Here is a 26,380-nt window from a genome sequence, read left to right on the forward strand (position 1 = left end):
GGGTTAGAAACTCATGTCCACCTTGGTCCAGAGCGTGCGCCCCGGCTCCTTGATGGCTTGCGGGTCATTGGCGGGGTAGCCGAAGCCGGCGTTGCCGGCCAGGTTCAAGTGCTCGGCGTAAGCCTTGCCGAACAGGTTGTCGACGCCGCTGCTGACCTTCCAGTTGCTGTTGATCCGATAGGCACCGTTGAGGGAGAACACGCCGAATCCCGGCGTCTTGCCGAAGTCCTTGCCGACCACGTTGCCCTTGTTCTGGTCGATACGGTTTTGTGCGGCGACCACTCTCCACAGTGCGCCGGCACTCCAGTTATCTTCGCTGTAGGTCAGGCCGAAACGGGCATCCAGCGGCGGCATCTGCGGCAATGCAGAGCCATCGCTGCTGTTCTTGCCCCAGGCGTAGGCCAGGGTCGCGTCGGCTTTCCAGTGTTCAGTGAGGCTGTACGCGGCGCCCAGTTCGCCGCCCATGATTCGTGCGTCGATGTTCTCGGCTTGCGAGGTCGTGCCCATCATCGTCGGGGTGTAGTTGAACAGGATGTAATCGCGCACCTGCCCGACGTAACCCGAGGCCCAGGCTTCGAGTGCTCCGGTCTTGTATTGCAGGCCGAAATCGAGCTGGGTGGTTTTTTCCGGCTTGATCGAATCGAAGGCATTCACCGAACCGGCGGGGCCGGAGTTGGGCGAAAACAGCTCCCAGTAGTCTGGGAACCGTTGGGTGTGACCGAGGCCCGCGTACAAGGTGGTCGGGCTGTCGGCCAGGTCATGCTCGTAGCGGATGAAGCCGCTTGGCAGGGTGTCGGCGCGGGTGTCGTCGGCGGTCGGATTCGGGCGGGTCATCATTCCCGAGCCGATGGTCTGCCGATAGTCCTTGGCCGAGGCGCGGTCCAGCCGTGCGCCGCTGATCAAACGGTCACGGTCGGCGGCGTACCAGGTCAGTTCGCCGAACACACCGTAGTCATGGAAGTCGGCATCCTTGGTGTAGGGCAGGTCCTTGTAGGCGTCGATGCCCATGGCGCTGCGCTGGCGATGTTCGTTGGTCTGTGCGTCGATGCCGCTGATCAGTTGCACATCAGCCCAGCGCCAGGTGGCCTTGATCCGCGCGCCGAGGGTGCGGCGGTCGACGTTGGAGGCCATGGGGCCGGCCATCATGCCGGTACCGGACGGCGTGCGCAGGGTGTAGTTGTCCATCACGTGGTCGGCGTAGTTGTAGTAGACCTGCGCCTCGATCGTATCCAGCACATCACCGATGTTGGATTTCTCGAAGCGCAGGCCGAGGCTCTCGCGCAGAAACTGCGAGCCGTCCATGCTGCGCCCGGCGTAGCGCGCTTCACCGTCACCCTTGCCGGCGGTCAGCTCCAGCAGGGTATCGGCATCCGGGGTCCAGCCAAGTGCAACGTCGCCGTTCCATTTGTCGTAGCGCGATGGGACGGTGTCGTTGTTGCCATCCTGATAGTCGTCTGCATGTGCGGTGTTGCCGATTACCCGCACGTAGCCCAGTGGCCCGCCGGCAGCGGCGTCCACCAGTTTGTCGAAGCGCCCGTTGGAGCCGGCCAGCACGCTGGCATTCACCCTCGTGCCGAGTTCACCGAAGCTTTCCGGCTCGCGTTCGAACAGGATGGTGCCGGCCGAAGCGCCCGGTCCCCAGAGCACGGTTTGCGGGCCTTTGATCACGGTCAGCTTGTCGTAGGTTTCCGGCGAAATGTAGGAGGTCGGCGCGTCCATCCGCCCAGGGCAGGCGCCGAGCATCATGCCGCCGTTGGTGAGGATGTTCAGCCGCGAGCCGAACATGCCGCGCAGCACCGGGTCGCCGTTGGTGCCGCCGTTGCGCACCTGGGCGAAACCCGGAATGGTTTTCAGGTAATCCGAGCCGTCGCTGGCCGGCACCGGTTGGCGCGGGTCCTTGGGGTTGGTGACGATGGTCAATGGCGAGCTGGGGGCAACGGCGGTAATCACCGTCGGGCTCAGTTCTTCAGTGTGACCGGCGTGTTCATCGGCCAGCGCGGAAGGCGCCAGCAATGCACTGCACAAAATCGCAGTGGCGTGCCTGAAACGAATGCCGGATTCGTTTTGGGCCATGGAGACTTGAGCTGGGCTCAAGCCTGTGTCAGCAGAAAACCTGGACATGAAATTTCCATCGTACAGTCGTAAACGACACGGCCGGCAGCCTGAAGCTGTCCCTGTGGGAGCGGGCTTGCTCGTGAAAGCGGTGTGCCAGGCGACATCTGCGTTGACTGACACTCCCTCTTCGCGAGCAAGCCCGCTCCCACCGGTTGCTTGGGTTGTCTTGCGGACCGTGTGAGATCGGAGGTGGGTGTTTACGCGACGGAAGGCGGGGCGCGGGTGCGGGCGCCGGGGAAGAAGGTTTGCCGGGCATGGCCCTGGCGCGGAGAAGGCGTGGTGAATGTGTTGACGGGGGGAATGACAAAGTTGGCGAAGGACAGGCCACCGGTCAGCGCCGGGCAATTGAACAGCAGGCTGCAATAGCCGCACTTTTCCCACAGCACATGGTGCCCCGGGGCAGGCGGGCAATGTTCGGCGGAGGTTTGCTTGCCGTGGTCGGCATGCTCCATCGCCGACATGTCCATGCTCATACCCGCAGGCATGCTCATCGACATGGCGCGCGAATCCATCGGCATCGACTGGGAAATCAGCGGACCGATAAAGATCATCAGCATGGCGAACAGGCTGATCCAGCTGCCGCGTGTCAGGCTCAATGCCTGACAGCGTGTCCTGGATGACCTGGCGCTAAGCGGGCGCATGGGCGTTTTCAGCTCAGGTGATTACGGATTGTGCACGTGCGCTTGCATGCCGTCCGGCGCCTGCTTCTGCACCGCGACTTCGACCGTCACGTCACCGGCCTTCTCGAAGTGCAGCGTCATGGGAAAGCGCTTGCCGTCAACCAGCAGGCTGCGGTCCTTGAGGCCCAGCAACATCACGTGATAGGCCATCGGTGCGAAAGTGACCTCGCCACCGGCGGGCACTTCCACGCTCGGTACGTGTTGCATTTTCATCATGTCGCCTTGCATCACGTGCTCATGCAATTGCGCTTCGCCGGCAATGGGGGTGTCGACGCTGAGCAGGCGGTCGGCGGTCTTGCCTTCATTGTCGATCACGAAATACGCCGCAACGGTGGGCGCATTGGGCGGCAACTCCTGGGACCACGGATGGGCGATTTCCAGCGTGCCGACCTTGTATTCGTGGGCATTGGCAAAGCAGGCAGGCAGCAGCAACGCAGCCAGAACGATGAGTTTGTTCAACATGGCAGTTCTCCGGAACGATTTAAAACGCAGTCAATTGCGAGAAAAAATCACACCAGAGGGGACGCGCGGGGGTTGAGACTCGGCCATTGCTGGCGCGGCGACGGGCTGTCGAGCGAGGTGGCAGGCAGGCTTCGGTTGGATTCGAAGTGCGCGAAATACAGCTGTGGCGCATGCCCCGGCAACGCCACCAATGGCGCAGACCCCGAACAGCACCAGCAATGCTGCATGTTGGAATGATCGTCGTTTTGCGGAGCTTTCTGTTCAAGGTCGCCGATGGAGATCGCCACCATCCTGGTGCCGCTGGCGCTGCAGAAGCTGCCCCACAACAACTGTTCGGCAGGTGACTTCGACGTTTGCGCCATCGCTCCGGACATCGGCATGGCGAGCAAATTGAACAGCACTGCGAAGCAGGCTATCCAGGCAATTGCGAGCCGTTGTCGGGACATGGGACAAAATCCGTTTGGGTGGGCGATCAGGCGCGGGCTATTTAGCCTGATCAGGGCCGATAAGTAAAAACGCGGCGTGCGGTTTGGTGTCGCAGTGCGTTGCGTCCATTGATTTCATCATAGCCGCGAATTCCAGAATGCCTGCACCGCTTAAATATTGTTCAGAATCTCAGAGAGTCAGTCGTTCCTTAAAGGTTTGTACGTAAAGTCGGAGTGACTGGCAGGTTCCAGCCTTTGCGTTACCACTGATGACGCTTTCGCGGGCAAGCCCGCTCCCACAGGTTTCTTTGTCTAGCCCTGGATTTGTGCTCGGTGAAGTCCACTGTGGGAGCGTGCTTGCCCGCGAAGGCGTCCTGACGTGTTCGCAAAAATCAGATCAATTGCTGCTCTGCCATTACCTGCAGTATCTCGGCCACCGCCGCAAACTCTCGCTCAACCCCAGGCAACTCCGGTCGTTTCAATACAATCACCGGCACCCCACGCTCACGCGCCACTTCCAGCTTCGGCTCGGTCGCCGTGCTGCCGCTGTTCTTGCTGATCAATACGTCGATCTGCCGACGTTCGAACAATACTCGTTCATCCTCAATCAGGAAGGGCCCCCGTGCGCCGATCACTTCGCAGCGCGCGTTGCCCGGATAGACGTCCAGCGCGCGCAGGGTCCAGAATTGCTCCGCAGGAATTTCATCCAGATGTTGCAGGGGCTCGCGACCGAGGGTGAACAGCGGTCGGTGGAAGGGTTTCAGGGCTTCGATCAGTTCGGCCCAATCGGCAACTTCCCGCCAGTCATCACCCGCCCGGGCTTGCCAGGCCGGACGTCGTAGCGCCCAGCAGGGAACACCGCTCAAGTGCGCGGCGGTCGCAGCGTTCTGGCTGATTTGGGCGGCGTAGGGGTGAGTGGCGTCAACCAGCAGTTCGATACCTTCATCGCGAATGAATTGCGCCAGACCCTCGGCACCGCCGTAACCTCCCACGCGGATCTGACATTGCAGGTCCGTCGGCACCCGGCCGATACCGGCCAGGCTGTAAATGTGCTGCGGCCCCAGCGTGCGGGCAATGGCCAGGGCTTCGGTCACACCGCCGAGCAACAGGATGCGCTTCATTGAAAAGCGCCTGCATGGCCGACAATCCCGCCCTGGCGATCGATGGCAAAGACTTCCACCTGAACCTGCGCCGGCACCACGCTGCGGGCAAAGTCCAGGGCGTGCTGGCAGACTGCATCGCCCAGGGCTACTCCGGCTGCGGCGGCCATGGCCAGTGCCTGCTGGCTGGTGTTGGCCTCGCGGATGCTTTGCTGCAATACCGTATCGGCGCCGACCTGTGCGGCCCATTGCGCCAGTTGCGGCAGGTCGATGCTCGAATGACGACTGTGCAAATCCATATGCCCGGCCGCCAGCTTGCTGATCTTGCCGAAACCACCGCACAGGCTGAGCTTGTCCACGGGCACTTTGCGCAGGTGCTTGAGTACGGCACCGACGAAGTCGCCCATTTCGATCAGGGCAATTTCCGGCAAGTTGTAGACCTGGCGCATGGTGTCTTCGCTGGCGTTGCCGGTACAGGCGGCGATGTGCAGGTAACCGTTGGTTTTCGCCACGTCGATGCCCTGGTGGATCGAGGCAATGTAGGCCGCGCATGAAAACGGCCGGACGATGCCGCTGGTGCCGAGGATCGACAGTCCGCCAAGAATGCCCAGGCGTGGGTTCATGGTTTTCAGTGCCAGTGCCTCGCCATTCTCGACATTGACCGTCACGTCGAAACCGCCGGCATAACCGAGTTCGTCGGCCAGTCCCGCCAGGTGATCGCCGATCATTTTGCGTGGCACCGGGTTGATCGCCGGTTCGCCGACACCCAGCACCAGCCCGGGCCGGGTCACGGTGCCGACGCCGCGGCCGGCATGGAAGCGAATCCCCGGCTCGGCGCTCAGGCGCACCTGCGAGTAGAGCAGGGCGCCATGGGTCACGTCGGGATCGTCGCCGGCGTCCTTGAGGGTTCCCGCTTCGGCGCCGTCCTCGGTGAGGCGGCAGAACTCCAGGCGCATCTGCACGTGCTTGCCTTTGGGCAGCACGATGTCCACCGCATCGGCCCTTACACCGGCCAACAGCAAGCGTGCGGCAGCGAGGCTGGTAGCGGTGGCGCAACTGCCGGTGGTCAGGCCACTGCGCAGCGGTGCGGGTTGTTCGGCGGTTTCGTCACGCATCGAAGGGCTTCGTCACGTCCAGCAAGGTAATCGGCAATGCCTGGCGCCAGGTGTCGAAGTCGCCCAGCGGTTGAGCCTGCGCGATATGAATCCGCGTCAACTCTCCGCCGTTTTGCTCGCGCCAGGCCATCAGGGTCATTTCACTTTGCAGGGTGACCGCATTGGCAATCAGCCGGCCACCGGGTTTGAGTTTGGCCCAGCATGTATCCAGCACGCCTTCACGGGTGACACCGCCGCCGATGAAAATCGCGTCCGGTCGCTCCAGGCCGACCAAGGCCTGCGGAGCACTGCCGCGAACCAGTTGCAGGCCGGGAACGCCAAGGGCATCGCGGTTATGTTCGATCAACGCCTGGCGGCCGTCATCCGCCTCGATGGCCAGTGCACGGCAACCGGGGTGGGTGCGCATCCATTCGATGCCGATCGAGCCACTGCCGGCACCGACATCCCACAACAGTTCGCCGGGGATCGGGGCCAGGCGCGCGAGGGTGATGGCGCGCACATCGCGTTTGGTCAATTGGCCGTCGTGCCTGAAGGCGGAGTCCGGCAGTCCGGCCAGTCGGGACAGCCGCAACGTGTTCGGCTCTGCGATGCACTCGATGGCGATCAGGTTCAGATCGGCGATCGGCGGATCGTTCCAGTCGCTGGCGATACCGTCTACACGCCGCTCGGCTTCGCCGTCCAGGTGTTCCAGCACGGTGAGACGACTGAGACCGAAGCCTCGTTCGCGCAACAGTGCAGCGATGGCGGCGGGGCTGCGGCCGTCGTTGCTCAATACCAGCAAGCGTACGCCGCTGGACAGCTGGGCATTGAGTGCGGCGACCGGCCGGGCCACCACCGAAAGGGTGACCACGTCCTGCAAGGGCCAACCCATTCGCGCTGCGGCCAGTGAGCAGGAGGAGGGCGCGGGAAGCGTCAGCATCTCGGCGGCGGGGAGTTGCCGGGCCAGGCTGGCGCCGACGCCGAAGAACATCGGATCGCCACTGGCCAGGACACAAACGGGCTCGCCACGTCTGGTCAGGACCGGATCAAGGGAAAAAGGACTTGGCCACAATTGCCGTTCGCCACGGATGCAGGCTGGCAGCAGATCCAGTTGTCGTTGACCGCCAATGATCCGCGAAGCCTTCAGCAGAGCATGTCGGGCATTTTTTCCAAGCCCCTTGAAGCCGTCCTCTCCGATGCCTACTACTGTCAGCCAGGGGGTCATGCTGTTCCTCATCTATCAATCGAAGCCAATCACGGAGCCGGTCCGTGCCGGGCTGGCGGTTGCGCATCATACCGCGGCGCGGCATTCGCCTGTTGTCATCGGGTGAAGGCATGCTTTTGACCGTGAGGACACCGTTCAAGTGTCAGGGTATTCAATCTTATGATGGTTTGCGCAGTTCGAATCTCTTCATGGCGATCTCGCGAATCTTTTTTTCAATCCATAGTTTGTTGTTTTCGAGTTTGTATCTGTCCAGTTTAAGGCTGGCCCGTCGCTGGGTGATTTGTGCATCCTGATCTTCCCAGTTCCAGAACAAAAAACCATTTTTTCTTGTAGTGACTTCCAATTCAAGATTAAAGACGGCTATTTCAAGGAAACCCTTTGAATCGTAGCGTGCAGGTATTACCTGAAAGCCTTCTCCCATCAGACTTTCTTTATCCAGCGAAAACAGCGCCGAATTGTCGGGCTTCAGCGCGTCGAGCGTGTCTATCATGGCAATGCCTTGTCGGGAGTCCCGCATCCCTTCAGCGCTTTGCACCAGAAAGTCCGCAACGCTATGTGTAATGACGCTACGGGTGCGGGTGAAAATCGCGTCTTCAAAAACAGACCAACCCAGGTATTTCATCGTAAATACATATTCATCCAGCCACTTGAACGAATCAGCGAAGCGACTACAAAGCATGTCGGCGGACTTTGTGGCTATTTGCGTGCAATCGGTAAGGTCTTCGTAATCTTGCGGTGAAATTTCGTCTATGCATGAAGTAAGGCTGTGTCCGGTTAATACTCCAGGCAGGTTGTTTTTGCTCATGTGTTGCTCCTGATAGTTATCTGTTGGATATGTTTTCTATCGTTGTTTGCGAATGAAAAGTACAGGAGTCGATAGGGGGGGTGAAACAAGAGCGGGTTGTGAAGTTGATTTTTGTTGTCAGTATTTTTTGCGGCGTTTATGCCTGACATGAGCCAGTACGACTCGTGCGCCAGAACAAACACTCTGACGCCGAGCCAGGCGCTTTTCGTCGTCCATCTGCCTGGACTTTTCATCCCGCCTGACAAAGCAGGCATAATGCTGCCCTTCGCCTCGTACCGGTCATCCAGTGAATTCTCGTCAGAAATCCAACCCTTTACGCCCTTCGGCCTGTCCCGGATTACTGCGTATCGTCCAGGCGTTGGACGGCGGCATTTGCCGAATCAAACTCAGCAGTGGTTCCATGCGCGCACAGCAGGCTGTCGCCGTGGCCGATGCAGCCGAGCGATATGCCGGTGGTGTGATCGAGGCGACCAACCGCGGCAACTTGCAGATTCGTGGCATCGGCAACGAACAGGCCGCCTTGATCGACTGCCTGCTTGCCGCAGGATTGGGCCCGAGCCATGCGGCGGGTGACGATGTGCGCAATCTGATGCTCAGCCCCGCCGCCGGGTTCGATCGGCAGATGCTGTTCGATACCCGTGCACTTGCCGATCGGATTTTGGCCACGGTGCAACAGCACGAACGCTTTCACGATCTCAGTGCCAAGTTCGCTGTGCAGCTCGATGGCGGCGAGGCTCTGGCGATGCTTGAGCATCCCCACGACCTGTGGCTCGCGGCCTTCGAGCGAAACGGTGAGCAACGGCTGGCGTTTGGGTTGGCTGGATGCCCGACGGACCAACCGGCCGGTTCGGTCGCGCTCGACGATGGCCATGCCCTGGTCGTCGCGGTGCTTGAGTTGTTCCTTGAATGGGCGCGCCCCGAGCAGACGCGGATGCGTCATTTGCTGGCCGAGTACTCGATCGAGCACGTTCTGCTTCGGCTGGCTGAGCGTGTATCGATGCAAGCGGTTGTCGATTGGCAGCGGGTTTCGGCTGGCAGCGATTTGCACATCGGCGCCCATCCCCAGGCCGAGTCCGGCGTTGTCTATGTGGGGGCTGTCCCGCCACTGGGGCGGCTCGATCCGACGATGTTGAGGGGGGTGGCGCAAGTGGCCTGCGAACTCGGTGATTCGAGTCTGCGTTTCACGCCCTGGCAAAGCCTGCTGGTGCCCAATGTCCGCGCGGAAAATGCCGCTGAGGTCATTCGGCGACTGCAGTGCCTGGGGCTGCAGTGCGAAGCCGATCAGCCATTGTCCAGGCTGATCGCCTGCACCGGCTCAAACGGTTGCGCCAAAGGCCTGGCCGAGACCAAGGGCGATGCCCTGCAATTGGCCGCGCTGCTGCGCCGCCACGGACCGGCGCTCAACATACACCTGAGCGGTTGCCCGCGCTCCTGCGCCGCCGCGCATATTGCGCCCGTCACCTTGCTGGCCGTCACCCCCGGTCACTACGATCTATATTTTCGCGATGCAGCGCAGCCGGGTTTCGGTGCGCTGCACGCACACAACCTTACTATTGAAGCGGTCGCGGCCTTGCTCGACGCCCGCTCACGGAGCCCCCTTGATGCTTGATTACATCCGCGACGGTCAGGAGATCTATCGCAACTCCTTCGCGATCATTCGCGCCGAGGCCAACCTCGACCGAATTCCGGCCGATCTGGAGAAACTCGCGGTCCGTGTGATTCACGCCTGCGGCATGGTCGAGGCCATTGACGGTCTGCAGTTTTCCGAAGGGGCGGGCAAGGCCGGGCGTGATGCGCTGGCGGCCGGCGCGCCGATTTTGTGCGATGCGCGAATGGTCTCCGAAGGCGTGACCCGCGCGCGGTTGCCGGCGAACAATCCGGTGATCTGCACCTTGCGCGACGAAAGCGTTCCGGAACTGGCCCGTGAATTGGGCAACACCCGCTCAGCCGCTGCGCTGGAACTGTGGCGTCCCCATCTGGAAGGTAGCGTGGTGGTCATCGGCAACGCTCCGACGGCGCTGTTCTATTTGCTGGAAATGCTCGACGCCGGTGCGCCGAAACCGGCGCTGATCCTCGGCTTCCCTGTAGGTTTCGTCGGCGCCGCCGAATCCAAGGCAGCGCTGGCGGCTGACAGCCGTGGCGTGCCGTTTGTCATCATGCAGGGTCGCCTGGGCGGTAGCGCCATGGCTGCCGCCGCCGTCAATGCCCTCGCCACGGAGATCGAATGATGCAGCAACCTGGACGTTTGATCGGCCTTGGTGTCGGTCCCGGTGATCCGGAACTGATTACCGTCAAGGCACTGCGGTTGCTGCGCGAGTCGCCTGTAGTGGCGTACTTCGTCGCCAAGGGCAAGAAGGGCAACGCCTTCGGTATCATCGAAGCCCACCTGCAAGACGCACAGAATTTGTTGCCACTGGTGTACCCGGTGACCACCGAAGCCTTGCCGGCGCCGTTGTCCTACGAGCAAGTGATCAGCGACTTCTACGATGACGCTGCCGCAGAACTGGCCGCGCATCTGGACGCAGGCCGCGATGTGGCGGTGATCTGTGAGGGCGACCCGTTCTTCTACGGCTCCTACATGTACCTGCACGACCGGCTCGCCCAGCGTTATCAGGCTGAAGTCGTGCCTGGCGTGTGCTCGATGCTCGGCGGTGCTTCGGTGCTCGGTGCGCCGCTGGTGTATCGCAATCAGAGTCTGTCGGTGTTGTCCGGTGTGCTGCCGCACGACGAACTCAAGCGTCGCCTGGCCGATGCCGATGCGGCGGTGATCATGAAACTGGGACGCAATTTCCCCAAGGTCCGCCAGGTGCTGGAAGAGCTCGGCCTGGCCGAGCGTGCGCTGTACGTCGAACGCGCAACCATGGCCAACCAGAAGATCGTGCCGCTGGATCAGGTCGAGCCGATGTCTTCGCCGTACTTCTCGTTGATCATCGTTCCCGGTGAAAGGTGGCAAGGCTGATGACCCGTCCAGTTCCGGCGATTGTCATTCTCGGCAATGGCAGCCTCGCGACCGCGCGCAGGATTCAACAGCTTTATCCCGATGCGCTGATCCACGGCCTGGCTGAACGGGTCGAAGGCGCGGATCGGGTCTACCACGAATTCGGTGCGACCCTGCGCGAGCTCTATCAACAGGGCACACCGGTGATTGCCCTGTGCGCCGCCGGGATCGTGATCCGCACGCTGGCGCCGTTGTTGCTGGAGAAAGGCGCAGAGCCCCCAGTGCTGGCCGTTGCCGAAGATGGCAGTGCCGTGGTGCCGCTGCTCGGCGGTCTGGGTGGGGTCAATGTCATCGCCCGCGAAGTGGCGGCGCACCTGGATGTGGCGCCGGCCATCACCACCAGTGGTGAACTGCGTTTCGGTACCTGTCTGCTGAATCCTCCCCAGGGGTATGCCTTGGGCGACCTGGCGTTGGGCAAGCGCTTCGTTTCCGATTTGCTGGCCGGGGAAACGGTGCGCATCGAAGGTTCGGCGCCTTGGTTGGCAGACGCGCAACTGCCCGAGAATGAACAGGCGCGGCTGATTGTTCACGTCGGTCATGCCCGGCGCGAGCCGGCCGCCAACGAATTGCTGATCTATCCACGCAACGTGCTGGTTGCCGTGGCGGGCGAATCGATGCTTGTGTCAGAGACCATTCGCGAGGCATTGCATCAGGCCGGAATCGCCGCGCAATCGGTGGCTTGCCTGTTGGCTGCCGACACCGAAATGAGCAGCTCCACCTTGCGTGAAGTGGCGCTTGAGTTGGGTGTGCCGTTGCGTTTTGTCAGTTCGGCCGGTGTGGCCGGCGAACTGGTGCGGCACGCCATCGGGCAACCTGTCTCCATTGTCGGTGATGACGCTATTGCCATTGCTGTCGCCGAACAGCCGCTGGACCCTCTGCATATCGGCCGCCCTCGCGGACGTCTGGCGGTGATCGGTCTTGGGCCGGGAGCTGCCGAGTTGATGGTGCCGGCGGTGAAGGCGGAACTGGCTCGCGCCAACGATGTGCTCGGCTACGAAACCTACGTGCGCATGGCCGGCCCGTTCCGTGCAGACCAGGTCCTGCACTGCACCGATAACCGTGAAGAAATGCAGCGTGCCCGACACGCCTTCGAACTGGCGGCTCAAGGGCGGTCGGTGGTGGTGGTTTCGTCCGGCGATCCGGGTGTTTTTGCCATGGCAGCCGCTGTGCTGGAGGCGCTTCACGAGTCCAGCGATGGCGCATGGCACGGCGTCGATCTCGAGATCTTGCCGGGAGTCTCTGCTTCGTTGGCAACGGCTGCCCAGGCGGGTGCGCCTTTGGGTCATGACTTCTGTGTGTTGTCACTGTCGGACAACCTCAAGCCGTGGGCGATCATCGAGAAACGTCTGGATCTGGCCGCTCAGGCCGACCTGGCACTGGCTTTCTACAATCCGATTTCGCGTTCGCGGCCGTGGCAATTGGGCCGGGCGCTGGAGATTGTCAGCCAGCACCGTGAGCCGGCGACTCCGGTCGTGTTGGGGCGCGATATTGGCCGCCCCGGTCAGACCTTGCGGGTCACCACGCTGGGGCAACTGAGCGTTGATCAGGTGGACATGCGAACGATGGTTCTTATTGGCTCGTCGACCACTCGGGTGTTCCCTCGCCTGGACGGTAGTACCTGGGTTTACACGCCGCGCAGTTACGGCGACAAACTGACTCCAATCCAATAATTTATAGTTCTTCTCTGCTGAGTAGCACCAGGCCACTATTTATGAGTAGTGGCCTGGTTGTTGCTGATTGTTTGTGTTGTTTGTGTTGTTAGTGATGGGTGGTGGATATACATATGTTGTATTTAGTTGCGGTTGATAGTTGGGGGTGGCCGCGCTAGGTTTAGGACGCTCCAGGACGGGGCGTTTATTAATAAATAAGGGAATGTTATTCGTGGATAATTTTGAGAGTTCGGTAAATATTACGAAAAGTGCTGACTTTGTACGGGCATGCATTAACAAACGTAAAAGTGCTGTGGCCAAGCGGCCGCGCATGATGTCGCTGATGTCGTCGGTCGCTTCGAGTCCTACCAAGGAATTGGACGCGCTGGTGCTGGGCAATAGCCTGATTGGCTACGGTGACAAGATCAGCATCGAGAACATGGCGATCATTGAAAACCTGATCACCATGTCGAAGATGGAAGCCAATTACGAAGTGCCCGGAAATAAGGACCCCAAAGCTTGGTACCAGGCGTTTACAAAATGTCTGGAGGACTTGGGGTGTTTTGTCCCGGATAAAGGTTACTCAAAATACAGTGCCACTTCGCTAAATATCACAATGGATAATGTCATGGTCGATATTATCCAGGCTGCCGTCGACGCCGCAAAGGCTGCAATTCCTGGTGCAACTGTGCTCAGTGCAATCACCAGCTCCACGCTGGATGCATTGAAGAAAGAGTCTGATGCAATAAATCTGTTCAACCTTGAAGCGAAGAATACGGAAGGCGTACGCCTGACCACTATTCCCTGCGAGCAAATGGCCAACGGAATTATCCTGATCGCGGTAGGCGCGGTTGATCATCAGGGTGGAGGTAATGATGGCGGTCTGCTGTTTGTCGACTGGAGGACTTCTTCCCTGGACATCTTTCACGGAAAGTCGTTTGTAACGTTCAACCCTGCCCGTTATGCGGAAATCAAGTCGGACATCGAAGAGTACCTCGGCGAGCACCGAAAAGATGTGTTGGTCAAGCGGTTCAGTCGGCGCAAGTGAAGGACCGAGGCCAGAGGCTTCAGGCCTTTGGCCTTCCTGAATCAAGGAAAGCGAATGACGTACTCCGTAGTAATAAATTCAGGCGGCGTTTTGCTGATGTCGAAGGCGTTGTCGCCTGCGGCCCTGCAGGACAGCCTCGACACTGTCTTGTTTGCGCAACTCGCCGCCGAGGAAGATTTTCCGAATGGTCACGCCCACGTCAAATGGGCCGAAGTATTTGTGGATACGCTGGCCGCTTGTGGCTGGCAGTTCCATGACCAAGGGGAAACCTCGGGGATGTTCCCTTGCGCAGGCGTTACGATTTTTTCCGTGTATGACGCTGTGCATGCAGCCTTTCAATCAAGGCTGTCCGCTCAGCAAGTCATTCTGATGGGAAGTGCTTTGCGCATGATTGCGCAACTGCCGGTACAGTCGCTGGGGGCCAGGGTTTTCCGTCAGCAATCGATATTGGAGAGTGGGACTCATTCAGTCGGCATCGAAGACAATCTCAAGCGTACTCATCGTGTGAGAGTGCTGGCAGGCATAGTCGAGGCTGATGGTTTTTTAACATTGGCCACCGTGTTCTTTGAAACGGATCAGCCGATTGAAGGCCGGTTTATCGGGCAAGACTTTGCTTTGAATCGCGTGCAGGGAGGTGTGAAGACTTCATTTCTTCACGCCCGATTTGCTGTCAACGAATACACGGCATTCCGAGAAGACACAGTGCAGTGGCTAGGGCAGCAACGGCAGGCACTGTGCATCAAGGTCGGCGAACATGCGGTGCAGCTTGCTTAGGGTGGCGCGGGCTAAGGCACTAGATAGCCTTTGACGCCGGTGAAGATGATCTGCGCCGCCAGTGCGCATACGAATAGCCCCATCAAGCGGCTGACGATCTGTAATCCCTGATCACCGAGAATGCGCTCGATTCGGCTGGACAAAAACAGCACCACGCCCACGGTAAAGCTGGCCATGGCAATGCCGACAATGGCCGTGAGCTTGTCGTCCCAGTGCGGCTGACTCACGCCCATCACCAGTAACGCACCGATGGTGCCGGGGCCGACGGTCAGTGGAATGGTCAACGGGACGATGGTTACATCCTGCTGCACGTTGTCGGTCTGTACCGCCGATTTGCCTTGTGCCATTCCGAGTGCCGAGATGAACAGGACACTACCGGCGCCGATGCGGAATGCGTCCACGGTAATGCCGAAAACACTGAAAATCACTCGGCCGAACAAGTACAGCAGCACACTGGAGACCAGTGTGGCGACCGCAACTTTCCAGGCCAGCCGTCGCTGTTCCTTGCGCGAATAACCACGGGTCAGGCTGATGAAGCAGGACAACACGAAGAATGGGCTGTAGAGCACCAGCATCTTCAGGTAAACGCTGAACAACACATGGAGCATGGTGCCGGGCTCACTGGCGAGGGAAGTCGAGGGGGAGTCTATCAGGGGTTGCGCAGTCTGTCGGCTCAGGACGTTTGGGTCGTTGTGCGATTCTGCTGGTCACGCTGGGCGACCCAGTGTTCGATCAATTCACGCAGTTGTGACAGTTCGACCGGTTTGGCCATGTGTCCGTCCATGCCGGCCTGGCGCGCACGCTCTTTGTGTTCGGCCAGGATGTGGGCGGTCAATGCCACCACGGGGGTACGGACCCGCTGGTTGCCGACTTCCCAGGCACGCAATTGCTGGGTGGCCGAGAAACCGTCGAGGATCGGCATTTCGCAGTCCATCAGCACCAGGTCGTAACGCTGGGCTTTCATCGCCTGCAAGGCTTCTTCGCCGTTGCAGGCGGTATCCGGTTGCAGGTTGAGCTTGCTCAGCATGCCGCGGATCACCTTGGTCGAAATGCTGTTGTCTTCGGCCACCAGAATGCGGAAATCGCTGGGGACCTTGACCGGCGGGGGCGGGCCGCTTGGCAGTGATTGCGTGACGACCAGGCCTTTGTTGCGTTGGGTCAGTTCGTCGGCCAGGGTGGTCTTGAGGGTGTAGCCGGCCACAGGTTTGGCGAGGATGCGCTTGATCCCGGAGTTGCGCGCAATGATCTTGCTCGGCGCATTGCTGATGCCGGTGAGCATGATCAGCAGGATGTCATGGTTCAGGCTCGGGTCTTCCTTGATCTTGGCCGCCAGTTGCATGCCGGTCATGCCGGGCATGTTCTGGTCCAGCAGGACCACATCGAAGTAATCGCGCAAATGCGCCTTGGTGCGCAGCAGTGCCAGCGCTTCCTTGCCGGAAGGCGCGGCGCTGACGTTAAGGCCCCAGGCGCTGCATTGCTGCACCAGCACCTTGCGACAGGTATCGTTGTCGTCCACCACCAATACCCGTGCACCTTGCAGCGGGCCATCGAGGTCGGAGGTCGGGTGCTCGAGGCGATCCGGATCCAGCGGCAGGGTCAGCCACAGGGTGCTGCCCTGGTTGCTGCCACTCTTGATGCCGAATTCCCCTTGCATCAAGCGTATCAGTTGTCGGGCAATTACCAGACCCAGGTTGCCACCAAGGTGGGTGGCCGACAGAAAATGCCGGCTGTGCAGTTCGGCGTGCATCAGGGCGTCGCGTTCTTCGGCGTCCATCGGCTCGCCGCTGTCCTGCACGGCGATACGCAGGCGCGGTTTGGTGTTGCGCTCGTCGAGCGCCACGACGATCAGGATTTCGCCTTCATCGGTTTTTTTCAGGGCATTTTCGAGCAGGCTCAACAGGGTCTGGCGCAGGCGCGTCGGGTCACCGCTGATCACTCGAGGCACTTGCGGCTGGATGAAGCTGATCAACTCGACGTTTTGCTGCTCGGCCTTGGCGCGGAAGATGCTCAGGCAGTCTTCGATCAGCGCGTTGAGGTCGAACTGCACATCGTCCAGCTCGATCTGCCCGGACTCGAGTTTGGAAATGTCGAGAATTTCGTTGATCAGTGTCAGCAGCTCGTTCCCGGCGCTGTGGATCGTCTGCACATAGTCGCGTTGCTTGACCGACAGCGGTGTGCCCAACAGCAGTTCGGTCATGCCGAGAACGCCGTTCATCGGGGTGCGGATTTCATGGCTGATCTTCGCCAGGAACTCGGCCTTGGCGTTGACCTCGGCATTGCTGGCCGCCAGGTCACGGCTGATGCTGAAACGGTCTTCGGTGATGCGGCGCTGGCGCTCGCTCAACGCAATGCTCATCAGCAGGCCGCTGATGCAGATGAATACCAGCAAGGTGGTGATCAGGCCATGGGGTTCGACCAGGGTCAGCCCCAACAGCGCAGGCAGGATGACCAGGGTCCCGAGGTTGAACACCACCATGGCCGCCACGAAGAGACGCGCCGGGCGATAGCCTTTTTGCCAGTGATAGGCGCTGATGAACAGCATGGTCAGGCCAGCCAGGGCTACCAGGCCGTAGGTAATGAAGTTCAGCGGCAGGGTATTGACGAACAGCAGCATCAGGCCGCAGGCGGTGATCAGCAGGACCTCGCCGAGCAGCAACCGGTTCAGCGGGTGCGGACCGAGCGGGGAGAAGAAGCGATAGGCAAGCATCAGGCCGCAGGGCGCCGTCAGCAGCAATGCCAGGTAAGCCCCCGGCGTTTGCAGTGCGTGCCAGTCCGGTAGCCAGGGGCCAGCAAGGTTCAGCAACAACAGCAGGCTGAGCATCAACAGCCCTTCGCACGCTGCCAGCCAGAGGGCGCTGTGCGAGCGGGTGTAGGCGTAGCGGATGAGGTTGTGCAGGATCAGCATGGCGATGCAACCGAACAGCAGGCCATAGATCAGCGTCTGGTTCTGGTTGGCAGCCGCGATGACCGCCGATTGCAGGGTGATGTAGGGCCGTAACTGGTGGTCGGAGGCCAGTCGCAGGTAGACATCCAGAGGGCTGTCACTTTGCGGCAGCGGCAGCATGAAGTCGCTGCTGGGCAATGGACGCTCGGATTGGGGCTGTTCGTTGCCCGTGCTGGATTGGTCGATCAGCTTGTCGCCGTCCAGTACGTACATGTTGAATTGGCGCAGGTCGGGCGCGAACAACCGCAGCACTTGTTCGTGCTTGCCCGGTGCAAGCTTGAATCGCAACCATAGCGCCCCATCGGGTTCAGCCGCTGTAATGCGGTCGAGTTCGATGGGGCTGAATTGATTGGTGTAGCGTGCGGAACGGATGTCGCTCAGTTGCAGGTCGCCCTGTTCGTCGAGCAATACCGCCCAACCACTGCCTTGCGCGGCCTGGGCCGGTAGCATGCAGAGCAGGGTCAGCAATGTGACGGTTAAGCTTATGGCAATCCTGAGCCAGCGCACGGCGAAATCCCTTCGTTAGGTTGATGCCAGAATATAACGATGCGCGGCGCCGGAATAGCCAGGCAATGAACCGTGTTCATTGCCTGGTGCGGTGTCTACCTTATTCCTGGCTTTCGCCACGCTCGCGGGCAATGGCGCGATAGCCAATGTCCTTGCGATAGAAACAGCCTTCCCAGTCAATCGTTGCCGCCAGCTTGTAGGCCTGCTGCTGTGCAGCGTCGACGCTGGCACCCATGGCTGTGGCGCACAACACACGACCACCGGCGGTCACTACCTGACCGTCCTTGAGCGCCGTACCGGCGTGGAAAACCTTGCCTTCCAGTGCGGCGGCTGCATCCAGTCCCTTGATGGCTGTGCCCTTGGCGTAGTCACCAGGATAGCCGCCAGCGGCCAGAACGATGCCGACGCTCGGACGTGGATCCCATTGCGCTTCCACTTTATCCAGCGCCTGGGCCAGGGCGGCTTCGACCAGCAACACCAGGCTCGACTGCAGGCGCAGCATCACCGGTTGGGTTTCAGGGTCGCCGAAACGGCAGTTGAATTCGATGACTTTTGGGTTACCAGCCTTGTCGATCATCAGGCCTGCGTACAGGAAACCAGTGTAGACGTTGCCTTCTTCGGCCATGCCGCGCACGGTCGGCCAGATCACCAGGTCCATGACGCGCTTGTGCACGTCGGCGGTGACCACTGGCGCCGGGGAGTAAGCACCCATGCCGCCGGTGTTCGGACCAGTGTCGCCGTCGCCGACGCGTTTGTGGTCCTGGCTGGTGGCCATTGGCAGCACGTTCTTGCCGTCGACCATGACGATGAAGCTGGCTTCTTCGCCGTCCAGGAACTCTTCGATGACCACGCGCGAACCCGCATCGCCAAAGGCATTGCCCGCCAGCATGTCGCGCACGGCGTCTTCGGCTTCGGCCAGGGTCATGGCGACGATCACGCCTTTACCGGCGGCCAGGCCGTCGGCCTTGATCACGATCGGAGCGCCTTTTTCACGCAGGTAAGCCAGGGCTGGCTCGATTTCGGTGAAGTTCTGGTAGTCGGCAGTCGGGATCTTGTGGCGAGCCAGGAAGTCCTTGGTGAAGGCTTTCGAACCTTCCAGCTGCGCAGCGCCAGCGGTCGGGCCGAAGCAATCGAGGCCGCGGCTGCGGAACAGATCCACGACACCGGCAACCAGCGGCACTTCAGGGCCGACGATGGTCAGGGAAACGTTTTTCTCGGCAAAGTCTGCCAGTTGCTCAAGTGCCAGTACGTCGATGGCGACGTTCTCGCACTTGGCTTCGATGGCGGTACCGGCGTTGCCCGGCGCCACGAACACTTTCTGCACGCGCGGATCCTGAGCCACTTTCCAGGCCAGGGCGTGTTCACGGCCACCGCTGCCAATGATCAAAACATTCATTTCAAAAACCTCGGATGACGCAAATTCTTGATAGCACCGCTGGGATGCTCTTATGTGGGAGCGGGCTTGCTCGCGAAAGCGGTGTTTCAGTCACATCAATATTGAATGTGCCGCCGTCTTCGCGAGCAAGCCCGCTCCCACAGTTGATCGTCGTATCAGTGACGGAAGTGGCGCATGCCAGTGAAGACCATGGCGATGCCGGCTTCGTCGGCCGCAGCAATCACTTCAGCATCACGCATCGAGCCGCCTGGCTGGATCACAGCAGTCACGCCTGCCTTGGCCGCATTGTCCAGGCCGTCGCGGAACGGGAAGAATGCGTCGGAAGCCATCACCGAACCGGCTACCTGCAAACCGGCATGTTCAGCCTTGATGGCAGCAATGCGCGCCGAGTTCACGCGGCTCATCTGGCCGGCGCCGACACCGATGGTCTGGCGATTCTTGGCGTAGACGATGGCGTTGGATTTCACGTACTTGGCGACTTTCCAGGCGAAGATCAGGTCGTTGATTTCCTGTTCGGTCGGTGCGCGCTTGGTCACCACTTTCAGGTCGTCGGCGCCGATCATGCCGATGTCGCGGCTCTGTACCAGCAGGCCACCGTTGACGCGTTTGTAGTCCCAGGCAGCGGCGCGGTCAGCCGACCACTCGCCGCAGGCCAGCAGGCGTACGTTGGCTTTGGCGGCGACAATGGCGCGGGCTTCTTCGCTGACACTCGGGGCAATGATCACTTCGACGAACTGGCGCTCGACGATGGCCTTGGCGGTCTCGGCGTCCAGTTCGCGGTTGAAGGCGATGATGCCGCCGAACGCGGATTCGGTGTCGGTGGCGTAGGCCAGGTCGTAGGCCTTGCGGATGCCGCCTTCGGCGTCAGGGCTGACAGCCACGCCGCACGGGTTGGCGTGCTTGACGATCACGCAAGCCGGCTTGACGAAGCTCTTCACGCACTCCAGCGCGGCGTCGGTGTCGGCCACGTTGTTGTACGACAGTTCCTTGCCTTGCAACTGGGTTGCGGTGGCGATGCCGACTTCGGCAGGCTTGGCTTCCACGTAGAACGCCGCGCTCTGGTGCGGGTTCTCGCCGTAGCGCATTTCCTGGGCCTTGATGAACTGGCTGTTGAAGGTGCGCGGGAATTCGCTGCGGCCTTCCGTGCTCAGGGTGTCGGCCGCCTGGTTCACGGTGCCCATGTAGTTGGCGATCATGCCGTCGTAGGCAGCGGTGTGTTCGAACGCCTTGAGCATCAGGTCGAAGCGCTGAGCGTAGGTCAGGCCGCCGGCCTTGAGGTTTTCCAGGACGCTGGCGTAATCGCTGGCATTGACCACGATCGCTACGTCTTTATGGTTTTTCGCGGCTGAACGAACCATGGTCGGGCCGCCGATGTCGATGTTCTCGATGGCGGTCGGCAGGTCGCAACCTGGCTTGTTGATGGTGGCTTCGAACGGGTACAGGTTGACCGCGACCAGGTCGATCGGCTTGATGCCGTGTTCGTTCATGATCGCGTCGTCGATACCGCGACGACCGAGGATCCCGCCGTGGATTTTCGGGTGCAGGGTTTTCACCCGGCCGTCCATCATTTCGGCGAAACCGGTGTAATCCGCGACTTCCACTGCGGCAACGCCGTTGTCCTGCAGCAGCTTGAACGTCCCGCCGGTGGAGAGGATCTCGACGCCCAGGGCTTCAAGCTCCTTGGCGAATTCGAGGATCCCGGTCTTGTCGGAAACGCTGATCAAGGCGCGGCGGATCGGCAGGCGGGTAGTCTGGTCGGTCATCTCAATTTCCATCAAAAGCAAAGGAAGTCAGCAAAAAAGGCGACCGGTTTTACGCGGGCGCCTTTCTGGTTTGATTGAATGCTTACAGCAAATCGTACTGCTTGAGTTTCTTGCGCAGCGTGCCCCGGTTCAGTCCGAGCATCTCGCTGGCCTTGGTCTGGTTGCCCTTGACGTAGTTCATCACGCACTCGAGCAGGGGAGCCTCGACTTCGGAGAGCACCAGGTTGTACACATCAGTGACGGCAGCGCCCTCAAGGTGGGCGAAATAATTGTGCAGCGCCTTCTCGACACTCCCGCGAAGGGTCTGGCCCTCTTCGCTCGGTGTATTGAGGTGCTGTTTCAAATTCACGTTGTCGCTCACGGGTGTTGTTCCACTCACTAAAGTCTCGGTCATCATCGTCATGCGGCCACCCACTCTCCGTCCCCTGTCAGGCTCTTGTAACGCTCGGCGAAAAACGCCCGAACGTTGGCGCATTGTGTATCCGTACCATCCAAACGATTGAAGTGGGCGCGAAACTCCCTGGCGCCCGGCAGGGTTGCGAGATACCAGCCCACATGCTTTCGAGCAATGCGTACACCCATGACATCGCCATAGAAGGCGTGCAGGGTAGCCAGATGCTCTAGCAGGATGCGTTCCACCTCGATCAGTTCCAGCGCCGGGAGTTTCTCGCCGGTACGCAGGAAATGGTCGATCTCGCGAAAAATCCATGGCCGCCCCTGGGCAGCCCGGCCAATCAACAAACCATCGGCACCGGTCGCGTCGAGCACGTACCGGGCTTTTTCCGGCGAATCGATATCGCCGTTGGCGAAGACCGGAATCGACACCGCCTGCTTGATCGCGGCAATGGTGTCGTACTCGGCTTCACCGGTGTACAGGTCGGCACGGGTGCGGCCATGCACTGCCAGCGCCGTAATGCCTGCCTGCTCGGCGATCTTCGCCACCGTCAGACCGTTCTTGTTGTCCCGGTCCCAACCGGTCCGGATCTTCAGGGTAACCGGCACATCGACCGCAGCCACGACGGCCTGCAGGATCTCGGTGACCAGGGTTTCATCCTTCAACAGTGCGGAACCGGCAGCCTTGTTGCAGACTTTCTTGGCCGGGCAGCCCATGTTGATATCAATAATCTGCGCGCCCATTTCAACATTGGCACGGGCAGCGTCCGCCAGCATCTGCGCGTCCCCACCGGCGATCTGTACCGAGCGCGGCTCGGGATCGCCTGTGTGGATCATGCGCATGCGCGACTTGCGGGTGTTCCACAAACTCATGTCGCTGGTGACCATTTCCGAGACGACCAGTCCCGCGCCCAATCGCTTGCACAGCTGACGAAAGGGCTGGTCGGTGACACCCGCCATGGGGGCGAGAATCAAGCTGTTATGTAATGTGTATGGGCCGATGCGTACCGCCGACATAGGACTTCCCTGTTGTGGGGCCGGATCATGAGAGTTCGAAAAAGGGTTGGCATGATACCCGCTCTCGATGACTGGATAAAGGCTGAATTGAACAAAATCTGAACAGTTATTCTGTTATTACCCGTGGTTTGGTTGGCCAGGGGGAGTCAGAAAGCCCACGTCAATCGGGGGGCGATGAAGCGTTTCACTCCGGAGAGTGGAAGCTCAGACTGTAGTTCACGGCCTTGGCGCCGGGGTCGAGAATGTCCAGGGCGATGTGGATCGGCGTCTGCGGAGGCATTTCCGCCATGCCTTCGAGATCGCCTTTGAGGTACTCGCCGGGCTTGAAGCGGCGACTGGCGATCAGGTGGCCATTGAGGTCGGCGAAGCGCAGTTCCAGCAGCGGGAAGGGCTGGGAAAAGGTTGCGCGGTTATAGATGATCGCATCGACCACCAGCGCGCCATTGAATTCGGGATGGCTGCGCACCACCAGGTTGCTGCTTTTGATTTTTGCAATGTCGACCTTGGAGGGCACGGAGCAGCCGATTTGCGGGCACAGTTGCTGGAACCACGGGCGATATTGATCCTGTCGCGCCAGTTCGTCGAAATGGTAGGCGATGTACTGGCCGGCGAGCGCGCCAGCGGCAATCAGCACCAGCAACAACCACAACAGCCGTCGGCCCCAGGGCGAGCGGCGTTTTTGCCAGTCCAGTTGCAGCGGGTCGTCGGTCAGGTCTTGCAACACTTCGGCACGCGGGCCCGTCTCGCTGCGTTCGCGGCGCTTGCGCAGCGGCTCGACCGAGGGCAGGTTGTCGTCGAGTTCGTTCTCGTCGGCGGCCGACAGGCGTTCGTGGTGCAGCGGCGCATCGAGTGGGTCGTGCAAGCGCAACTGGGGTGGTTGCAGTTCGTCGTCGAGATCGACCGGTTCCAGAGACAGCGAAGGTTCGGTGCGCGAGGCTTTGCCCGATTCGATCGTCGGCTCAGGTGTTTCAAGTTGGTCGAACGGTTCGTCGACTTGCGCACGATCGGCCGCCGACTCACTGAACAGGCTGTCGGACCACGGCTCCTCATCATCCTGCCCGGTGCTGTCGCGGCGGGCGCTCAGCGAGTCGTCGCGATGGCGACCGAGCTCGGTGGCGGGCTGGATTTCCCGCTGTTCGAGCCGGGCGAGTTCTTCGTCGAGGTCGAGACTGTCCAGGTCCAGTTCGGTCGCGCTCCATTGCTTTTGGCTGATGGCGCGCGGTGCCGATGGCTCGAGGGGTTCGGCAGGCTGCACAGGCGGTAACGGCACCGCTACCGGTGGTTCCTTGCCGGCCTGCTCAAGCAACTGCCTGGCGGCATTGAACACCTGCAGGCAGGAGCCGCAGCGAACCACGCCGCGAGCCACGCTCAATTGGGCATGGCTGACGCGGAAGCTGGTTTGGCAATGCGGGCACTGAGTGACGAAGCTATCGGTCATGCGGCGTTCCGGATTATGCAGGCGGCCATTCTAGCGCCGACGGCCAGTGATGCGCACCCAGCCATCGCGATTGGCGATCGGATCCAGATCGAAGTCCTTGGCGTAGGCGGCAGCGACTTCGTCGCCTTGTTCGGCGAGGATGCCCGACAGCGCCAGGCGACCGCCCGACTTGACCAGGCCGGACAGCTGCGGCGCCAGGGAAACCAGCGGGCCGGCGAGAATATTGGCCACCAGTACGTCGGCCTGAACCTGCGGCAAATCTTCCGGCAGATACAGTGGGAACAACTCATCAGCGATGTTATTGCGCCCGGCGTTGTCGCGGGACGCTTCCAGCGCCTGCACGTCGATGTCGGTACCCACGGCCTCCTTGGCGCCCAGCAGCAGGGCGGCAATCGCCAGAATCCCCGAACCGCAGCCGAAGTCCAGCACGTTGCAGTCCTTCAGGTCCTGACCGTCGAGCCATTCCAGGCACAGTGCGGTGGTCGGGTGGGTGCCGGTGCCGAACGCCAGGCCCGGATCAAGCAACAGGTTCACTGCGTCAGGTTCCGGTGCGGCGTGCCAGCTCGGCACGATCCACAGGCGCTGGCCGAAACGCATCGGCTGGAATCCGTCCATCCAGCTGCGTTCCCAATCCTGGTCTTCGATGACTTCGCTGTGGTGTTCAGGCAGCGGACTGCCGGTCAGCAGTTCCAGGTGGGCCAGTACCGGGCCAGGCTCGGTGCCACCTTCGAATAGGGCCAGCAGGTGCGTGTGCGACCACAGTGGCGTGGTATTGAGTTCCGGCTCGAAGATCGGCTGGTCTTCGGCGTCCATGAAGGTCACCGACACGGCGCCCACTTCGAGGAACGCGTCTTCATAGGTTTCGGCTTGTTCTGGGCTGATGGCGAGACGTACTTGCAGCCAAGGCATGGCGGGCACCTTTGAAAAATGTTGATTGCAGCCTGGCGGGCTGCGAGAAGGTCGCAAGTTTACGCGAGAGAGCGGGTTTTGTGGGAGTCCGCTGTGCCTGTGGGAGCGGGCTTGCTCGCGAATGCGTGCTGTCTGTCGCATTGATGTTGGATGTGCCGACGTCTTCGCGGGCAAGCCCGCTCCCACAGGGATTGTGCAAAGCCACCTATCTGATGAAATGTCCAGATACAACAAAGCCGCCCGAAGGCGGCTTTGTCGTGTACCAGCTGAAGCTTAGTGCTTCTCGCCAGCCAGCTTGTGCTCGAGGTAGTGAATGTTCACGCCCCCTTTGCAGAAGCCTTCATCGCGGGTCAGGTCGCGGTGCAGCGGGATGTTGGTCTTGATCCCGTCAACCACGATCTCGTCCAGCGCATTGCGCATGCGCGCCATGGCTTCGTCACGGGTTGCGCCGTAGGTGATCAGCTTGCCGATCAACGAATCGTAGTTCGGCGGAACGGCATAGCCACTGTACAGGTGCGAGTCGACGCGAACGCCGTTGCCGCCTGGAGCGTGGAAATGCTTGACCGTGCCAGGGCTCGGCATGAAGGTTTTCGGGTCTTCGGCGTTGATCCGGCATTCCAGCGCGTGACCGCGGATGACCACGTCATCCTGGGTGAACGACAGCTTGTTGCCGGCGGCGATGCTGAGCATCTCCTTGACGATGTCGATGCCGGTGACCATTTCCGAAACCGGGTGCTCTACCTGGACACGAGTGTTCATCTCGATGAAGTAGAAACGACCGTTTTCGTACAGGAACTCGAAAGTGCCTGCGCCACGGTAGCCGATGTCGATGCATGCCTTGACGCAGCGTGCGAGAACTTCCTGGCGTGCGTTTTCGTCAATGCCCGGTGCCGGCGCTTCTTCAAGAACCTTCTGGTGACGACGTTGCAGCGAGCAATCGCGGTCGCCCAGATGGATAGCCTGGCCCTGGCCGTCGGAAAGAACCTGGACTTCCACGTGGCGTGGGTTGGTCAGGAATTTTTCCAGATAGACCATCGGGTTGCCGAACGCCGCGCCTGCTTCGGAGCGGGTCAGTTTCGCCGAGGAAATCAGGTCTTCTTCCTTGTGCACAACGCGCATGCCGCGACCACCGCCGCCGCCAGCGGCCTTGATGATCACCGGGTAACCCACTTCGCGACCAATGCGCAGAGCGGTTTCTTCGTCTTCCGGCAACGGGCCGTCAGAACCCGGAACGGTCGGTACGCCAGCAGCGATCATGGCGTGCTTGGCCGATACCTTGTCGCCCATCAGGCGAATGGTTTCGGCTTTCGGGCCAATGAACGCGAAGCCGGATTTCTCGACCTGTTCGGCGAAGTCGGCGTTTTCCGCAAGGAAGCCGTAGCCCGGGTGAATGGCGGTGGCGCCAGTCACTTCGGCTGCAGCAATGATTGCCGGAATGTGCAGGTAGGAGTGGGCGGCCGATGCCGGTCCGATGCAGACGGATTCGTCTGCCAGGCCCAGGTGCATCAGTTCCTTGTCAGCCTTGGAGTAAACGGCGACGGTCTTGATGCCCATCTCTTTGCAGGCGCGCAGGATCCGCAGGGCGATCTCACCGCGGTTGGCGATCAGAACTTTTTCCAACTTCGCAGTCATCAAAGG

23 protein-coding genes are annotated in these 26,380 nt (G+C 60.7%); 6 read left to right on the top strand and 17 right to left on the bottom strand.

The genetic code is table 11. From position 1 onward, the window contains the following. Positions 1-3: 3 nt before the first annotated feature. From AC07YV_RS01280 to AC07YV_RS01315, 8 genes are all read right to left on the bottom strand, one after another. A complete protein-coding gene (locus tag AC07YV_RS01280) occupies positions 4-2,073 on the bottom strand; it encodes a TonB-dependent copper receptor (protein WP_494990256.1) in 2,070 nt (689 codons plus the stop codon). A gap of 239 nt (positions 2,074-2,312) precedes the next feature. Then, positions 2,313-2,756, bottom strand: a complete 444-nt coding sequence (locus AC07YV_RS01285; RefSeq protein WP_102700451.1) for a DUF2946 domain-containing protein — start codon at positions 2,754-2,756, stop codon at positions 2,313-2,315. Positions 2,757-2,777: 21 nt separating this feature from the next. Beyond that, entirely contained in the window at positions 2,778-3,257 is a 480-nt protein-coding gene (locus tag AC07YV_RS01290; RefSeq protein WP_102700452.1) for a copper chaperone PCu(A)C, read from the bottom strand. 47 nt (positions 3,258-3,304) lie between these two features. Beyond that, a complete protein-coding gene (locus tag AC07YV_RS01295) occupies positions 3,305-3,703 on the bottom strand; it encodes a DUF2946 domain-containing protein (protein WP_102700453.1) in 399 nt (132 codons plus the stop codon). A 371-nt stretch (positions 3,704-4,074) separates the two neighbouring features. Beyond that, entirely contained in the window at positions 4,075-4,803 is a 729-nt protein-coding gene (locus AC07YV_RS01300; RefSeq protein ID WP_102700454.1) for a cobalt-precorrin-6A reductase, read from the bottom strand. Further along, the gene (locus AC07YV_RS01305; protein ID WP_102700455.1) at positions 4,800-5,897 is read right to left on the bottom strand and encodes a cobalt-precorrin-5B (C(1))-methyltransferase; all 1,098 of its coding nucleotides are present in this window, start codon (positions 5,895-5,897) and stop codon (positions 4,800-4,802) included. The genes AC07YV_RS01300 and AC07YV_RS01305 overlap by 4 nt, the downstream gene beginning before the upstream one ends. Next, a complete protein-coding gene (gene cbiE / locus AC07YV_RS01310; protein ID WP_102700456.1) occupies positions 5,890-7,101 on the bottom strand; it encodes a precorrin-6y C5,15-methyltransferase (decarboxylating) subunit CbiE in 1,212 nt (403 codons plus the stop codon). The genes AC07YV_RS01305 and cbiE overlap by 8 nt, the downstream gene beginning before the upstream one ends. A 157-nt stretch (positions 7,102-7,258) precedes the next feature. Further along, complete coding sequence (locus tag AC07YV_RS01315) at positions 7,259-7,906, bottom strand: hypothetical protein (RefSeq protein ID WP_102700457.1); 648 nt, start codon at positions 7,904-7,906, stop codon at positions 7,259-7,261. Between the two features lie 286 nt (positions 7,907-8,192). On the opposite strand from AC07YV_RS01315, the gene cobG reads away from it, so the two are divergent. From cobG to AC07YV_RS01345, 6 genes are all read left to right on the top strand, one after another. Beyond that, a complete protein-coding gene (cobG, locus tag AC07YV_RS01320) occupies positions 8,193-9,515 on the top strand; it encodes a precorrin-3B synthase (protein ID WP_102700458.1) in 1,323 nt (440 codons plus the stop codon). Further along, the gene (locus AC07YV_RS01325) at positions 9,508-10,134 is read left to right on the top strand and encodes a precorrin-8X methylmutase (RefSeq protein ID WP_007979603.1); all 627 of its coding nucleotides are present in this window, start codon (positions 9,508-9,510) and stop codon (positions 10,132-10,134) included. The genes cobG and AC07YV_RS01325 overlap by 8 nt, the downstream gene beginning before the upstream one ends. Beyond that, positions 10,134-10,865 carry a precorrin-2 C(20)-methyltransferase gene (locus AC07YV_RS01330; protein ID WP_095964814.1) on the top strand — a complete coding sequence of 244 codons (732 nt, stop codon included), beginning with the start codon at positions 10,134-10,136 and terminating at the stop codon, positions 10,863-10,865. Before AC07YV_RS01325 ends, AC07YV_RS01330 begins: the two co-directional genes overlap by 1 nt. Beyond that, positions 10,865-12,574: a precorrin-3B C(17)-methyltransferase gene (cobJ, locus tag AC07YV_RS01335; RefSeq protein ID WP_102700459.1), complete on the top strand. Its 1,710-nt coding sequence runs from the start codon at positions 10,865-10,867 to the stop codon at positions 12,572-12,574. The genes AC07YV_RS01330 and cobJ overlap by 1 nt, the downstream gene beginning before the upstream one ends. A 202-nt stretch (positions 12,575-12,776) precedes the next feature. Further along, a complete protein-coding gene (locus tag AC07YV_RS01340; protein WP_494990257.1) occupies positions 12,777-13,601 on the top strand; it encodes a hypothetical protein in 825 nt (274 codons plus the stop codon). A gap of 54 nt (positions 13,602-13,655) precedes the next feature. Further along, a complete protein-coding gene (locus AC07YV_RS01345; protein ID WP_102700460.1) occupies positions 13,656-14,375 on the top strand; it encodes a hypothetical protein in 720 nt (239 codons plus the stop codon). Between the two features lie 11 nt (positions 14,376-14,386). Here the strand turns inward: AC07YV_RS01345 and AC07YV_RS01350 are convergent, their stop codons facing one another. From AC07YV_RS01350 to accC, 9 genes are all read right to left on the bottom strand, one after another. Then, positions 14,387-14,983: a MarC family protein gene (locus AC07YV_RS01350; RefSeq protein ID WP_102700461.1), complete on the bottom strand. Its 597-nt coding sequence runs from the start codon at positions 14,981-14,983 to the stop codon at positions 14,387-14,389. 65 nt (positions 14,984-15,048) lie between these two features. Further along, complete coding sequence (locus AC07YV_RS01355; RefSeq protein WP_102700462.1) at positions 15,049-17,826, bottom strand: hybrid sensor histidine kinase/response regulator; 2,778 nt, start codon at positions 17,824-17,826, stop codon at positions 15,049-15,051. A gap of 100 nt (positions 17,827-17,926) precedes the next feature. Continuing rightward, entirely contained in the window at positions 17,927-19,222 is a 1,296-nt protein-coding gene (gene purD / locus AC07YV_RS01360; RefSeq protein ID WP_095964762.1) for a phosphoribosylamine--glycine ligase, read from the bottom strand. Positions 19,223-19,377: 155 nt separating this feature from the next. Continuing rightward, positions 19,378-20,985 (bottom strand): bifunctional phosphoribosylaminoimidazolecarboxamide formyltransferase/IMP cyclohydrolase, encoded by a 1,608-nt coding sequence (gene purH, locus AC07YV_RS01365; protein ID WP_015093300.1) that lies wholly within the window; start codon positions 20,983-20,985, stop codon positions 19,378-19,380. Between the two features lie 82 nt (positions 20,986-21,067). After that, positions 21,068-21,388: a DNA-binding transcriptional regulator Fis gene (fis, locus tag AC07YV_RS01370; protein WP_015093301.1), complete on the bottom strand. Its 321-nt coding sequence runs from the start codon at positions 21,386-21,388 to the stop codon at positions 21,068-21,070. After that, entirely contained in the window at positions 21,385-22,395 is a 1,011-nt protein-coding gene (dusB, locus tag AC07YV_RS01375; RefSeq protein WP_102700463.1) for a tRNA dihydrouridine synthase DusB, read from the bottom strand. The genes fis and dusB overlap by 4 nt, the downstream gene beginning before the upstream one ends. A gap of 184 nt (positions 22,396-22,579) precedes the next feature. Further along, complete coding sequence (locus AC07YV_RS01380; protein WP_102700465.1) at positions 22,580-23,833, bottom strand: DUF3426 domain-containing protein; 1,254 nt, start codon at positions 23,831-23,833, stop codon at positions 22,580-22,582. Between the two features lie 30 nt (positions 23,834-23,863). Next, positions 23,864-24,742, bottom strand: a complete 879-nt coding sequence (prmA, locus tag AC07YV_RS01385; protein ID WP_102669200.1) for a 50S ribosomal protein L11 methyltransferase — start codon at positions 24,740-24,742, stop codon at positions 23,864-23,866. A gap of 273 nt (positions 24,743-25,015) precedes the next feature. Then, on the bottom strand, positions 25,016-26,374 hold the full coding sequence (gene accC, locus AC07YV_RS01390) for an acetyl-CoA carboxylase biotin carboxylase subunit (RefSeq protein WP_095964765.1): 1,359 nt from the start codon (positions 26,372-26,374) through the stop codon (positions 25,016-25,018). Positions 26,375-26,380: the final 6 nt, after the last annotated feature.

The organism is Pseudomonas sp. GW456-E7 (assembly GCF_059424105.1).